We start from the raw sequence: 14,164 nt of genomic DNA, 5'->3' as shown, positions 1-14,164 counted from the left end.
ATCAAGCCGGACAGATTTTCTGAATCTGCCCGGCTAGCCGGGTGTCTGACCTCTCGTCTTGTGATGCAGATGAGGCTTGATGACAGCATAGTGCGCGCAGAACCGCTCGAAGTAGTCCGCCAGGGCCTGCGCCGCGTCGGGCTCCCCGGCCAGTTTCAGCAGTTCGATGCCGACCTCTGCGGTGCACAACTGATGCGGGTGGGCCGCATCCCGCATCAGGTAACGGGATGCCGCTTCAGGCTTCAGACCCAGAACCGGCAGAGAGGCCAGCCACGGGCTGCGGAACATCTTGCGGGCCTCACGCCAGGTGCCTTCCAGCATCACGAACAGCGGGATCCGCTCCGGCTGGCCCGCAAGCGCTTCCTCCGGGTGGTGAATGCAGCGTTCGGGGGCAGCGTAGTCATGGGGAAACACCACCATGGGCGCATAACGTTCATCCTCAAGCAAGGCCTGCAGCCGCGGGTCGCAGGCGGTGCGTTGCCAGAGAAAGGCATGGTTATCGGGCGCGATATCGGCAATCAGCCGGCCACTGTTGCTGGGTTTGAAGGCTTCGCCCGGATAGACCAGAAAACAGAAGGCACTGCGGCAGGTGACCGCCGGCCGGACGGTACAGATGCAATCCGCCTCGGGCAACAGGCAGGCCTCGCAGCGGACGACCCGGCTGCCCCGGGCACGGAAGGGCTTGGTGGCGCGGGCCAGTTGTTCACGGCGCAGCGCCAGAATGGCGTTGGTGTGCGGCATGGGCGCATTTTAGTGTCAGGCGAAGGGTATTGCCAGCTTGCCGTGCGCGCCGCATGGGGCCATGACGCTTTTTCACAACAAGGTGACATCCTTGCTGTGCAAGGTATAGTGGAACCCGGTAGCCAGTCCGTTACTGGGGGACGTATGAGCGAGGGTCGGACAGGGCCTTTTGAATGTGTGACACGTGCCTGGGCAGAACATGAGCACGAGCTGCGGCGTTATCTGATCAGCCAGCTTCGCGAAGGATTTCATGCAGAAGATGTGTTGCAGGACGTCTTTCTGAAGGCCATGCGTCAGGGGCAGGCCTTCTGTGAACTGGACAATCCCCGGGCCTGGCTGTATCAGGTGGCGCGCACGACCCTGGTGGATCATGTTCGTCGCCAGAAGCCGGTCGCAGACCTGGCCGTGGCGGAGTCCGTTGAAGCGCCCGGGTCCGGGCGTGCACCCGTGGACGAACTGGATGCCTGCATCCTGCGCAATCTGCCGTGCCTGCCGGAAGAAGACCGGGCCATCCTGCAAGCCTGTGATCTGGAGGGTCAGACGGTGCGGGCCTACGCCGAAGCGCGGGGACTCGGGCTGTCTGCCGCCAAGAGCCGCTTGCTGCGGGCGCGTCAGCGTTTGCGGGATGCGTTGATCCGCAACTGCCAGGTGAACTTTGATGAGGACACCGGGCAGGTCTGCTGTCATCAGGCTTCTGCCAACCCATAGCAAAAAATCCGAATCCTTTTGAGCGTTGCTGCGTCTTCTGTGTGAGAGACATGACAGGAGAGGCAACATGCTCGCAACCTTGCGTAACTGGTCTGAAAGTCATCCGCGGTGGTTCATCGCCCTGTTCGTGGCGTTCTGGTGGACGGCCTGGCAGGCCCTGATTCCGTTTTCCGAGTGGCTGGTGCGGATGCTGCCCATGGCGGCGGACAGTCATCTGGGCGGTGCCCTGCAATTCTTCTTCTACGACACGCCCAAGGTCCTGTTGCTGCTGACCGGTGTCGTGTTCGTGATGGGCATGATCAACAGCAGTTTCACGCCTGAACGCACACGCGCCCTGCTTGCCGGCCGGCGTGAGGGGGTGGGGAATGTGCTGGCGGCCTGTCTGGGTATTGTCACCCCGTTCTGCTCCTGTTCTGCCGTGCCCCTGTTCATGGGGTTCGTCCAGGCGGGGGTGCCGCTGGGCGTGACCTTCTCCTTTCTGATTGCGGCACCCATGGTGAACGAAGTGGCCCTCACGCTCCTGTTCGGACTCTTCGGCTGGCAGGTGGCACTGCTCTATCTGGGGCTCGGGCTGGCAGTGGCCATCGTCTGTGGCTGGATCATCGGGCGCCTCAACATGGAGGATGGCCTGGAGGATTGGGTGCGCGAGATCCCTCACGTTCAGGTGACCGCCCCGGATGGCCGCATCCCGCTCTCCGAGCGCATTGACGCCGGCCTGAAGAGCGTGCAGGACATCGTGGGCCGGGTCTGGCCCTACGTGGTGGGCGGGATTGCCGTCGGGGCCCTGATTCACGGCTATGTGCCTCAGGACTTCATGGCGTCCGTGATGGGCAAGTCCGCCTGGTGGTCGGTCCCGCTGGCGGTCATCATGGGCGTGCCCATGTATACCAACGCCGCGGGCATCATTCCCATCGTCCAGGCCCTGCTGGCCAAGGGCGCAGCGCTCGGGACGGTGCTCGCATTCATGATGAGCGTGATTGCCCTGTCCTTTCCGGAGATGGTGATCCTGCGCAAGGTGCTGAAGATGCGCCTGATCGTGACATTCGCATCCATAGTGGCCTGCGGCATCCTGCTGGTGGGCTTTGTGTTCAACGCGGTATTGTGAGGAAATCGGCATGAAAGTGATCAAGGTATTGGGAACCGGCTGTGCAAAATGTCAGACCACCAAGGCATTGGTTGAGGAGGTCGCCCGGGAGCTGGGGCTGGAGCTCACGGTGGACAAGGTGGAGGATGTCGCAGAGATTGTCCGTTATGGCGTGATGAGCACGCCGGCGGTGGTGGTGGACGGGAAGGTCATGCACGCCGGCGGCTTGCCAACGCGGGAAAAGATAGTAGATTGGCTGCAGAGCTGATCTGACGCGGTAGCAAGGAGAAAAAATGAGATTGCCGACCACATATGCGAGGCACCGGAAGACTGGCAAGGCGGTTCTGATCCTCTTGTTGTTGACGGGGGTGCCCTATGCCTGGGCCTGCACCTTCACCGCCAAGGTGGTGGGGGTGTCCGATGGTGATACGGTGAAGGTGGTGGCCGAGCGCCACTGCCATGACGGCAGGACGCCCTGCAAGCGGGGCAAGGTGCAGTACCGAATCCGGCTGTCCCAGATTGATGCGCCGGAAAAGGGCCAGCCCTGGGGGCAGAAGGCCAGGCAGGCCCTGGCTGACCGGGTCTTTGGCAAGTTCGTGCAGGTGGAACAGGTGGACGTGGACCGCTATGGGCGGCTGGTGGCGGATCTCTACGTGGGCGGCGACTGGGTCAATGCGGACATGGTGCGTAATGGCCATGCCTGGGTTTACCGCAAGTACCTGCTGGACGAGTCGCTGCCGGAACTGGAAGCCGCGGCACGCAAGGCGGGGCTGGGATTGTGGTCACTGCCCGAGTCCCAGCGCCAGGCGCCCTGGGCGTGGCGCAAGGCGCAGCGGGATGCGCGGAAGGCGGGCAAGGGAGATGGGGATGAAGCGGCAGCTGAGTAGGCTGTCGGGCGGGAGCCCCCGGATGGGCTCCCGCCGGATTCAGGGCTTCTGAGCCGCCACAATGATGATGCGGTCATCCCCCAGGGTGCGGCTGACCGTCCAGGGCTCACGGGCCAGGACACGCTGTTCGCCGGCGCCCACGGCCGGGTGGCGCTGGCGGAACTGGCCCACGGTCTGCCAGTAGCGCAGCAGGGCCTGGTACGCCGGCTTCTCCAGATCGGCCCAGTTCATGTCCGAGCGGGTGCCCTGGGAGGGATCGGAGCCAGACGGGCCACGCTGGCGGGCGCTTTCGTCGCCGTAATAGATCTGCACGGCACCCGGTGTGAGCAGCAGGGCGGCGGCCACGCGTTTCTGCAGGGTCGGATCACCGCCGGTGAGCCGGGTGAACAGTTCCGTGTCATGGCTGGAGATGTAGCTCATCACGTTGAAGCGGTCTTCCCGCAGACGGCGTGACCAGTTGTTCCAGGTGTCTTCGAGCCGGCTGAGGCACTCGGCGCCGGACTTGGCCGGGCCGCGCTGGAAGTCGAAGTTGATGAGTGCGTCGAAGCCGTTTTCAAAATAGGTGTCCCGCTGGACACCGTGGGGGAAGACCTCGCCCACCATCCAGAACGGAGCCTGGCTGAAGGTGTCTTCCGGGTGCGCCCGGCGGTAGTCATCCAGTGCCTGCTGTGCGGCGGTCTTCAGGGCCTGCCAGGCGGGCAGTTCCACATGCTTGGCGGTGTCCACGCGGAAGCCGTCAATGCCGTACTCGCGGACCCAGTCCGTCAGCCAGGTGATCAGGTAATCCCTGACCGTGGCATCGGGCAGATCCCTGGCGCGGGTATCCGGCTTGTTGCGCAGGAAGGCGGGGATACCCACGGGCCGGGTGGACTCGGTCCTGAAGTCCGGCAGGTAGGCCAGCGAGCCCCTGACCGGGTCAGCGTTGACGCTGGGCGGGCGCTCGTAGTCGTAGATGCCGGCGCGCACCCAGTCCTTGCCCCACCATCTGGACCAGCCGGGGTGGTCGTAGTTGATCATGGCGTGGTAGCTGTGGAAGTTCTCTCCCGCGGAGGGCCGCCAGTCGCCCCACCGGGGCGGCAGATAGCGTTCAAAGCCGTCGAACAGACCGCCAAAACCGTAGTCCTGCATGTCCTGCAGGGTGGCATAGCCCGGGTGGTTCATGACCACATCCAGCAGAATGCGGATGCCGCGCTTGTGAGCTTCCTGCACCAGGGTGCGCAGCTCCGCTTCGGTGCCGAAGTTGGCGTCCAGGCGGGTGAAGTCCATGATGTAATAGCCGTGATAGGCGTAGTGCTGGAAATCCCCGCGGCTGCCACCCCCCACCCAGCCATGCATCTGTTCGAAGGGCGGCGAGATCCACAGGGCATTGACACCCAGTGCCCTGAGGTAGTCCAGCTTTGCGGTGAGGCCGGCGAAGTCGCCGCCATGGAAGGTGCCGATCTCGTCCTTGCCGTCGGGCTGGCGGCCGTAGCTGCGGTCATTGTCCGGATTGCCGTTGTGGAACCGGTCGGTGAGGGCAAAGTAGACGGTGGCATTGTCCCAGCGGAAGGGGGCCGGACGACGCTCGGCCGCTTCCAGGAGCATCAGCCCTTCACTGTCTGCCGCCGGGGTCAGGGTAATCCGGCCGTTTTCCACTCGGGCGGTCTGACCGCTGAGGGCATCGCGGATCACTTCACCGTCCTGAAACACCTCGCCTACCGTGATGGTCTGAGGGGTGAGGTCGGGGGTACAGGGGCCCTTGGGTTGGGCGGCCGCGTTGGCGGCGGCCTGTTCCACCTGCCGGGGCAGGCTCTTGCGAACGATGCGCAGGCTGTGTTCCGCGTCGTTCACCACGATGAGAAACTGTGCCGGTGCCTCCACGTTCAGGCGGAAGCGCCCGCTGTTGTCGTCGGCCAGCGGCAGCTTGCGGAACCATTGGGCGGGTGTGGCCTCGCCGGTGGGGTTGCCCAGCGTCAGGATATACTCGCCTTCATCCAGGATGATCTCTGCCTTGCGCAGGGGCGCGTCGGTTTTCACCGGGCGCAGCACTTCGCCGGGTTCCGTGCCGCTGATCCGGATACCGCCGGCCTCGGTCTGGCCCACGGGTGTGCTGGCACAGGCGCTGATCAGGGCGGCCAGGGTGCTGGCCAGGAGGGTTCGGTGGGCAGGCTCTGCATGGTTCTCTCCCGCTGACATGGGTATTGTAATGGATTGTGCCGGGTATCTTTGCAGATTTGTGCGGTGTGCAACAGGCGGAAATGGGGGGCGCAGATACGCCCCCCGGTACGCCTTGGGGAATGAAATGAGGGAGGACGACAGACTTGCGCCAATCGGCGACTATCGGTACAGGGCAACAACAATAACCGGACAACAACGTGAGGTAACGACCCATGGCAACGTGGAAGACTCTGACCACCACTCTGGCTGCGGCGGCACTGACCGCGGGTCTGGCCGGTACGGCGCAGGCAGGCATTGAGGAAGGGAAACTGGTCATCTGGATCAACGGTGACAAGGGCTATGATGGCCTGCAGGAAGTGGGCAACTGGTTTGAAAAGGAAACCGGCATCCCCGTGGAGGTGGCCCATCCGGACAATGTCACCGACAAGTTTCAGCAGGCGGCCGCCACCGGCAACGGGCCGGACATCTTCATCTGGGCCCATGACCGGTTTGGCGAGTGGGCCAAGAGCGGTCTGATCGCACCGCTGCATCCCTCGGACCGGATCAGGGCCGCCACCTATGACTTCACCTGGGATGCGGTGACCTGGAACGGCAAGGTTTACGGCTATCCGATCGCGGTGGAAGCGGTGGGGCTGATCTACAACAAGGACCTGGTGAAGACGCCGCCGAAGACGTTCGATGAGGTGGTGGCGCTGGACAAGGCGCTGTCGGAACAGGGCAAGAAGGCCATTCTCTGGGATTACAACAACACCTACTTCTCCTGGCCGCTGTTTGCCGGCGAGGGCGCGTATCCGTTCAGAAAGCTGCCGGACGGCGGTTACGACGTGAAGGATACGGGGGTGAACAATGAAGGCGGTATCCGTGCCGCGACCCTGATCAAGCAGCTCATTGATGACGGGGTGATGCCGCGGGGTGCGGATTACGGCGTGATGGATTCGCGCTTCAACAAGGGTGAGGTGGCCATGATGATCAATGGTCCCTGGTCCTGGTCCAACCTGAAGAAGAGCGGCATCAATTTCGGTGTGGCGCCGATTCCGGCCATCAGTCAGGGGCCGGGCAAGCCGTTCGTGGGCGTGCTGGCCGCGACGCTCAATGCCGCCAGTCCGAACAAGGATCTGGCCGTGGAGTTCATCGAGAACTACATGCTCTCCGACAAGGGCCTGAAGATGGTCAATGACAACGTGCCTCTGGGTGCGGTGGCCATCAAGTCCTTCATGAAGACGCTGGAAGCGGATCCCGCCATCAAGGCCACGTTCGAGAATGCGAAGCTGGGCGAGCCCATGCCGAACATTCCGGAAATGGGCAAGTTCTGGTCGTCCATGGGGCCGGCGCTGCAGAACATCACGTCCGGTCGCCAGGATGTGAAGAGCGCTCTGGACATGGCAGCGAAGCGGATCACGCGCTGATCCCGGCACTGAGCGGGGTGGCTGGTCCACCCCGGTTGTCACCGACCGTCAAAAGGGGCTATAACGATGATGAGTCACGCCCTGTCTTCAGCTGATACAGAATCCGGACGCATGATCAATCGAACCTACGTGAAGTGGGCGGTAGTGGGCACTCTGTTTGCCCTGTGCCTGTACCTGACCCTGGCGTTGTACGCCCAGCAGCAGTTTGCCTTTGCCATCCTGTTTCTGGTGGTCACGTCTGCCGCCCTGTATGTCTTCAGTTCCCCCGGCTCATACGCGCACCGTTACATCTTTCCGAGCGTGGCGGGCATGGTGGTGTTTGTGGTCTTTCCGCTGGTCTATACGGTCGGCATCGGATTCACGAACTACTCGGCCGCACACCTGCTGACCTTTGACCGGGTCAAGCAGTACTTTCTTGCCCAGACCTTTCAGCAGCCGGGCAGCCGCTACAATTTCACGGCCTGGGAGGCGCCCGGGGGCTGGGTGCTGGAGCTGGTGTCCGCAGAGGGTATCGCCTACCGGACCGAACCGGTGGTGCTGGATCAGGAGAAGGCCGGTGAGCGGCCCGCGGGTGTCCGCGTGGTACGGGCCATGACGGTGGATGAGCCGAGCCTCAAGCCGGGCCGCCCGCTGAAGCTCAAGGATGTCATTGCCCGGAAGAAGGCACTGGCGCAGGTGGAGGTGCACCTGCCGGACGACAAGGCACTGAGAATGGCGGGCCTGCGTCACTTTGCCGCATTGCAGCCCCTGTACACGGAGCTGGAGGGTGAGCGGCTGCGCAACAACGAGACCGGCGAGATTCTGGTGCCGAATCATGAGGAAGGCTTTTATCAGAAGGCGAACGGCGAGTACGTGACGCCGGGCTGGACCGTGACCATCGGCTGGGCGAACTATGCCCGGGTGCTGACCGACCCGTCCATCCGCGAGCCCTTCACCCAGATCTTTCTCTGGACCGTCAGCTTTGCCTTCCTGAGCGTGGTGTTCACACTGGCGCTGGGGCTGGTGCTGGCGAACATTCTGCAATGGGATCAGATGACCGGCAAGGCCTTCTACCGGATGATGCTGATCCTGCCCTATGCCGTCCCGGCATTCATTTCCATCCTGGTGTTCAAGGGGCTTTTCAACCAGAACTTTGGTGAGATCAACCTCATTCTGGAAAAACTCTTTGGCATCCGCCCGGACTGGTTCAGCGATCCGGCCCTGGCCCGGACCATGATCCTGATCGTCAACACCTGGCTGGGCTTTCCCTACATGATGCTGCTGTGCATGGGGCTGCTGCAGTCCATTCCGCGTGATCTCTATGAGGCTTCCGCCATCGACGGGGCCACGCCGCTGGACAACCTGTGGCGCATCACCCTGCCGCTGATCATCCGCCCGCTGATGCCGTTGCTGATCGCCAGCTTTGCCTTCAACTTCAACAACTTTGTGCTGATTGCCCTGCTGACCGGCGGCGCACCGGACATCATCGGTGCCAGCACACCGGCCGGGACCACCGATCTGCTGGTCAGCTACACGTACCGGATTGCCTTCCAGGATTCCGGGCAGAACTTCGGTCTGGCGGCGGCGATTGCCACGGTGATCTTCCTGATCGTGGGCGGCCTGTCCTGGCTGAATCTGAAACTGACCAAGGTGAAGGTGTAAGGAGAACGACTCATGGCCATGGTTCAACCCAAGTCAGTGCGTTACCGGGTGTGGGCAACCCACGCCGGCCTGCTGGCCTTCATCGCGCTGATCCTGTTTCCGCTGCTGATGGTGATCTCCATTTCCTTCCGTACCGGAAACTTCGCCACCGGCAGCCTGCTGCCCGAACATCCGTCGCTGGAACACTGGGCGCTGGCGCTGGGGTACGAGTACACCCTGCCGGATGGCACGGTCCTCAAGCCGCCGTTTCCGGTGCTGCTCTGGCTGTGGAATTCGGTGAAGATTGCCGTCATTTCCTCGGTGCTCATCCTGTTGCTCTCCACCACCAGCGCCTATGCCTTCGCCCGGCTGCGCTTCCGCTTCAAGGATTCGGTGCTCAAGAGCATGATGATCTTCCAGATGTTTCCGCCGGTTCTTTCGCTGGTGGCCATCTACGCGCTCTTTGACGAGATCGGCAAGCATGTGAGCTGGCTGGGGCTGAATACCCACGGCGCCGTCATTCTCGCGTCCCTCGGCGGCATGGCCATGCACATCTGGACCATCAAGGGCTACTTCGAATCCATTGACCGGTCTCTCGAAGAGGCGGCAATCGTGGACGGGGCTACCACCTGGCAGGCCTTCCGCTACATCCTGCTGCCGCTTTCGGTGCCCATTCTGGCGGTGGTCTTCATTCTCGCCTTCATCATGAACATCATGGAGTACCCGGTGGCGTCCACCCTGTTGCTGGACGTGGACAAGCTGACCCTGGCGGTGGGCGCACAGCAGTATCTGTACGAGCAGAACTATCTGTGGGGGGACTTTGCCGCGGCGGCGGTCTTGTCCGGGCTGCCCATCACGCTCATGTTCCTGTACTGCCAGAAGTGGATCATCGGCGGACTGACGGCCGGAGGTGTGAAAGGCTGAAACGGTTTCTGCGCACGTTTCGTTCGTCTTCCTTTTGTGTGAGTTGTGCGCTGCCCGCTCTGACCGAGCGGGCCTTTTTATGTGTACCGGGCCGCACTCCCGAGAGTTGAATGGCGTCCCGTCAGCGCGCCCTGACCCCTGCCGTAAAGGCCTTCAGGCAAGATGACCGAAGAGCCGGTCCAGATTGAGTACCTGTACCTGAACTTCGCCATGACGACCCACGGCCCGGATGCGTTCATGGTGTGGCGCGGGTGCTGCGGCGAGGCTTTCCAGTTCGGCCACATCCTCCACTTCCGGGCAAATCAGCACCAGCCGGCTTCCGCCCTGGGTGACGACCAGCAGGCGGCTGTCCCGGGTCAGGGTGTGCCGGGGATGGCCGAACCAGAGATCCAGATCCACGGCCCAGAGAATTTCGCCGTGCCAGTTCAGCGTACCGACCAGAGGCGGTGCGGCATCTTCAACAGGCTCGATCCAGGCCGGGGGCAGCACCTCGGTTACCGCCTCCAGTGGCAGGGCCAGTTCATGATCGGCGCAGCGCAGTCTGAGAACCAGCATCAGTCCTCCTTGCGGGTGGTCAGGGTTTCCAGAAAGCCGGCGAGCGCATGGTCGGACCAGACTGCCTCGGCGGCACCCAGGCGCACCGCCGTCCCCGGCATGCCCCAGACCACGCTGCTGTCTTCGTCCTGAGCCAGTGTCAGCGCTCCGGCCTCGCGCAGTTGCTTCAGGCCCAGGGCGCCATCCTGACCGATACCCGTCAGCACGAGGGCGCAGGTGTGGCGCGCATGCGGAATCAATGAGCGGAACAGGGGATCCGCGGCGGGCCGGCAACTGTGTTCGGGCGGGGCGGAGGATAGCCTGATCGTGTCCTGTTCCACGGTCATGTGGACATCACCGGGTGCCACATAGACATGAGCGGGGCGCAGGCGTTCACCTTGCCCGGGAATGCGGACCCTTGGGGCAATCTGTGTGTCGAGCCAGTCTGCAAACTGCAGCATGAAGGCCGCGTCCATGTGCTGGGTGACCAGTACCGTCTGCCGGAAAAGTTTGGGCAGGCGGCCCAGTACCGTGCGCAGTGTCTGGGGGCCGCCGGTGGAAGTGCCGATGGCGATGTAATCAATCCTTGGCCAGCGCCGGAGCAGTGGCGCCACATCCGCTTCTGAAGCCTGTGCAGGCCCCTTGGGCCGGGTGGTGGCGGGTACGGGCCGGGCACTGGCCGCCGCCCTGACACGCTCCCGCAGCAGCCCGGCGATCTGGGGCAGGGATTGGCGGGATACGCTGGGCGGTTTGAACAGGATGTCGGTGGCGCCTACATCTGCCGCACTGAGCGAACCGCGGCTGCGGTGCAGGATGAAACTGTTGGAGAACACCAGTATGGGAATGTCGGGCCAGCGTTGCCGGAGAGTCTGAATGGCTGTCACCCCATCCATGACCGGCATGTCCAGATCCGTGATGATGACATCGGGGCGGTTGCGGGCAACGGCCTCGATGAGCTCCCGTCCGTTGTTGCACAGTGCCAGAAGTTCGAAGCCCTGATCCGGTGTGAAGATCTGTTGCAGGATGGCCTGCATGGACAGGGTGTCTTCGGCGATGACAAGACGCACCGGTGTCATGTGGAAACCTCCCCGGTCAGCAGGCGGATCCGTTCCAGCAGTTCCGTCTGCAGGAAGCGACTCTTGAAAAGGTAGGCATCTGCACCGGCTTCCAGCCCGGCTTCCCGTTCGGCATCGTTTTCCAGCGAGGTGATCAGAATGACCGGCAGATGACGCAGCCGGGTGTCCTTGCGGATCAGGCGGGTCAGTTCAAGCCCGTTCATTTCCGGCATCTGGATGTCGCTGATGACCAAGTCCACGGTTTCATCCTGGAGAACCTTCCAGGCATCCAGTCCATGATCGGCGACAATGACCCGGAATCCGGCCCCTTCCAGGACGCTGCGATAGAGCTGCTGGGTCATCAGCGAGTCTTCGGCAACCAGCAGGGTGGGGCGCCGGTCGGCCTTTGTGATGGTGCTGCCCGGCTGTGTGCGGATGTGCCGGGCCCGGGGCAGCAGGGCATTGAGATCCAGAATGGGGATGACCTGTCCGTCCGGGCTGATGCAGCCACCGGCATAGCCGGGGAGTTCGGCAATCAGCCCCTCGAAGGGGCGGATCATGACCCACTGTTCGTCGAGAATGGCATCCACCAGCACCCCCATGGGGCCATCCACCGAGTGCACCACCAGCACGAAGGGGGGCAGGTCCGGGCGGCCGCTTTCACCCAGCATGTCATCCAGGCGGTACAGAGGGAGGGCCTGGCCGTCCCGTGTCAGCGCCGGCCGGCCATTGGCGGTGTGAATGTCTGTCGGATCGGGCTTGAGCAGGTGCTCGATGCGATCCTTGGGAATCGCGCAGGTGAGGCCGCCGGCACGCAACAGGATGACCGGCGAGATGGACAGGTTGACCGGCAGCACCAGTTCAAATGCGGTGCCCTGTCCCGGGGTGCTCTGGATACGGATATGGCCGCCGAGGCTTTCCACGGCATGACGCACCACATCCATGCCCACACCCCGGCCGGAGACCTGGCTGGCCTGATCCCGGGTGGAGAAGCCGGGCAGGAAGATGAGCTGCCATGCCTGCTCGGGCGTCATGCGCTGGGCATCGTCCGCCTGAATCAGCCCTTTGGCCAGTGCCTTGTCCTTCAGGATGCGTGCATCCAGTCCGCGGCCGTCGTCTTCAATGCGCATGAGCACCCGGCTGCCCTGCGAGTGGGCGCTGATGCGCAGGGTGGCCTGTTCGGGCTTGCCCAGGGCCTTGCGTTCCTCCGCTGTTTCGATACCGTGATCAATGGCGTTGCGCACCATGTGAATCAGGGGTTCGCGCAGGCGTTCCAGCACATGGGTATCCACTTCTGCGGCGTTGGCCTGGGTTTCCAGTGTGACCTGCTTGCCCGTCTGGCGGGCGGTATCCCTGACCAGACGGGGTAACTGGCTGAACAGCTGATCCACGCTCACGGCCCGCAGGCTGAGGGCTTCGGAAATGAGCCGGTCCGTGTGCTGCATGCCGGCATCGGCCAGTGTCTCGGTGTCCTGCGCAAGCTGACCGGCGATCCGGGTGGTTTCCTGCAATCGTCTGCCCAGCGTCTGCATGAGCTGATAGCGCAGTTCGGGACTGAGGTCGTGCTGGCTGTCTAGCTGACGCCAGAGATGACCGGCGTTATCGAGCTTGCGGGCCAGCTGGCGCAGGGCGCCCTGCAGGTGGGCCTGGGAGGTCTGTACCTGACTGAGTTCACCCGTCAGGTTGATGAGTGTATCCACCCGGCTCAGGGGAATGCGCACCAGAACCTCGGCTGGCACTTCCCGGGCAGGTGCAGGAGAGCAGGGTGTGCGATCCGGCGGCGCTGCCGTCCCGCTTGCAGGCGTGGCGTCGGGTGCCGGTTTGGGTTCCGGTTCCCGGGGTTGAGGCGCATGCTTCCGGGCCGGGGAGCTCAGTTCACCGGCGGCCTGCTCCAGTGCCTGAATGAGGTCTGCCGGGGCTTCCGGGCAGGGCTGATCCCCGGCCGCGGCATCCAGCATGGCGCGGAGCGTGTCCGCGGCGCTCACCAGCAGATCCACATGCCTTTCGGACAGCGTCAGTTCGCCGTCACGGACCCGGGCGAGCAGGGTTTCCACCGCGTGACTGAGTGTCGTGACCGGTTGCAGCCCGTGTGTGCCGCCGGCACCCTTGAGGCTGTGAAACTGGCGGAAAACCTCATCCAGTGCGGCACCGGAATCAGGCTGGCTCAGTTGCAGGATCTGGTTGATGGTCTCTTCCAGTTCGAGGGATTTGTCCCGGGCAAAGTCCAGCCGCAGGGCCTTGAGCCTGGCCTGGAAGGCCTCGGCCTTGCTGGCTGCCGGTGCACTTGCCTCTTCCGCCGGTGCTTCCGTTCGGGCAGGGCTGTCTTGTCCGGTTGTGGCCGGGGCGTCGGGAGCGGAGGGCGGGTCATGATCAGGTGGCCAGCGCCGGGTACAGAGCAGACATTCCACCCCGTCGGGCAGCGTCAGGTCTGAGGGGGCCCGGTCCCTGGGGGTCAGGAGCAGGGCTTCCAGCCGCGGTGGTGTGAACTGATAAAGCACCAGATATTCATAAACGTCACCCAGCGGTTCCAGATGATTCAGCAGGTCAATCAGGGTTTCTGCCGGGCCGCTGTAGGCCAGTTCCCAGAGGACCAGTTCCGGATTGGTGAGGTATTCCCGCAGTCTGAGCTGTTCGGGCCCGGTCATGTAACCGGGCAGCTCCCGGCTGCTCAGCGCCGGCAGGGCTGGCAGGGTCTCCTCATCCTGCCGCGTGGCCACCAGCGGTGGCTGCAGTTCGGGCAGCGCCCAGGGCTGGTCTTCACAGAAATGATCGATGGCGGTCTGCAGGGCGGGCAACTGATCCAGCAGTGCGGTCCAGGTACCGGCATCCGGCCGGGTAATGACCGCATCCTCCACCCGGTGCACCCAGTCGGCGGCCGCTTCCATGCCGTTCAGCCGGCACAGTCCCTTGAGGGTATGCAGATGACGGCAGGCCTGATCCTGGTCCGCGTCATCACTGCCTTGTTCCAGGCGCATGAGCGCCGCCTCCAGCTCACCGAGGTGCTGGCGGGCCTCTTCCTGAAACAGCTGGCGCAACGGGTCCATCATG

12 protein-coding genes are annotated in these 14,164 nt (G+C 63.4%); 7 read left to right on the top strand and 5 right to left on the bottom strand.

Annotated features, from left to right (window positions below; genetic code table 11):
* Positions 1-33: 33 nt before the first annotated feature.
* Positions 34-741 carry a tRNA-uridine aminocarboxypropyltransferase gene (locus AAIA72_RS10650; protein WP_369600298.1) on the bottom strand — a complete coding sequence of 236 codons (708 nt, stop codon included), beginning with the start codon at positions 739-741 and terminating at the stop codon, positions 34-36.
* A 177-nt stretch (positions 742-918) separates the two neighbouring features.
* On the opposite strand from AAIA72_RS10650, the gene AAIA72_RS10645 reads away from it, so the two are divergent.
* The 4 genes from AAIA72_RS10645 to AAIA72_RS10630 all read left to right on the top strand — a co-directional run bounded on the left by AAIA72_RS10645 (position 919) and on the right by AAIA72_RS10630 (position 3,420).
* On the top strand, positions 919-1,449 hold the full coding sequence (locus AAIA72_RS10645) for a sigma-70 family RNA polymerase sigma factor (RefSeq protein WP_369600297.1): 531 nt from the start codon (positions 919-921) through the stop codon (positions 1,447-1,449).
* Between the two features lie 67 nt (positions 1,450-1,516).
* Complete coding sequence (locus AAIA72_RS10640; RefSeq protein ID WP_369600296.1) at positions 1,517-2,554, top strand: permease; 1,038 nt, start codon at positions 1,517-1,519, stop codon at positions 2,552-2,554.
* A gap of 10 nt (positions 2,555-2,564) precedes the next feature.
* Positions 2,565-2,801 (top strand): thioredoxin family protein, encoded by a 237-nt coding sequence (locus AAIA72_RS10635; RefSeq protein WP_369600295.1) that lies wholly within the window; start codon positions 2,565-2,567, stop codon positions 2,799-2,801.
* A 25-nt stretch (positions 2,802-2,826) separates the two neighbouring features.
* Complete coding sequence (locus AAIA72_RS10630) at positions 2,827-3,420, top strand: thermonuclease family protein (RefSeq protein ID WP_369600294.1); 594 nt, start codon at positions 2,827-2,829, stop codon at positions 3,418-3,420.
* Between the two features lie 39 nt (positions 3,421-3,459).
* Here the strand turns inward: AAIA72_RS10630 and AAIA72_RS10625 are convergent, their stop codons facing one another.
* Positions 3,460-5,595, bottom strand: coding sequence for an alpha-amylase (locus AAIA72_RS10625; protein WP_369600293.1), 2,136 nt, complete (start codon positions 5,593-5,595; stop codon positions 3,460-3,462).
* Positions 5,596-5,789: 194 nt separating this feature from the next.
* Between AAIA72_RS10625 and malE the strand changes: the two genes are divergently transcribed.
* The 3 genes from malE (at position 5,790) to malG (ending at position 9,527) form a co-directional block, all read left to right on the top strand.
* Positions 5,790-6,983, top strand: coding sequence for a maltose/maltodextrin ABC transporter substrate-binding protein MalE (malE, locus tag AAIA72_RS10620; protein ID WP_369600292.1), 1,194 nt, complete (start codon positions 5,790-5,792; stop codon positions 6,981-6,983).
* A gap of 111 nt (positions 6,984-7,094) precedes the next feature.
* Positions 7,095-8,624 carry a maltose ABC transporter permease MalF gene (malF, locus tag AAIA72_RS10615; RefSeq protein WP_369600291.1) on the top strand — a complete coding sequence of 510 codons (1,530 nt, stop codon included), beginning with the start codon at positions 7,095-7,097 and terminating at the stop codon, positions 8,622-8,624.
* A gap of 12 nt (positions 8,625-8,636) precedes the next feature.
* The gene (gene malG / locus AAIA72_RS10610) at positions 8,637-9,527 is read left to right on the top strand and encodes a maltose ABC transporter permease MalG (protein WP_369600290.1); all 891 of its coding nucleotides are present in this window, start codon (positions 8,637-8,639) and stop codon (positions 9,525-9,527) included.
* A gap of 153 nt (positions 9,528-9,680) precedes the next feature.
* Here malG and AAIA72_RS10605 read toward each other — a convergent pair whose 3' ends face one another.
* The 3 genes from AAIA72_RS10605 to AAIA72_RS10595 are packed head-to-tail and all read right to left on the bottom strand — an operon-like array spanning position 9,681 to position 14,163.
* Positions 9,681-10,082: a chemotaxis protein CheW gene (locus AAIA72_RS10605; RefSeq protein ID WP_369600289.1), complete on the bottom strand. Its 402-nt coding sequence runs from the start codon at positions 10,080-10,082 to the stop codon at positions 9,681-9,683.
* Complete coding sequence (locus tag AAIA72_RS10600; protein WP_369600288.1) at positions 10,082-11,137, bottom strand: chemotaxis protein CheB; 1,056 nt, start codon at positions 11,135-11,137, stop codon at positions 10,082-10,084. Before AAIA72_RS10600 ends, AAIA72_RS10605 begins: the two co-directional genes overlap by 1 nt.
* Positions 11,134-14,163 (bottom strand): response regulator, encoded by a 3,030-nt coding sequence (locus AAIA72_RS10595; RefSeq protein WP_369600287.1) that lies wholly within the window; start codon positions 14,161-14,163, stop codon positions 11,134-11,136. Before AAIA72_RS10595 ends, AAIA72_RS10600 begins: the two co-directional genes overlap by 4 nt.
* Between the last annotated feature and the right edge of the window lies 1 nt (position 14,164).

This window comes from Thermohahella caldifontis (genome assembly GCF_041153465.1).
Lineage (GTDB): Bacteria > Pseudomonadota > Gammaproteobacteria > Pseudomonadales > Oleiphilaceae > Thermohahella > Thermohahella caldifontis.
This window is presented reverse-complemented; position numbering and strand designations above follow the sequence as displayed.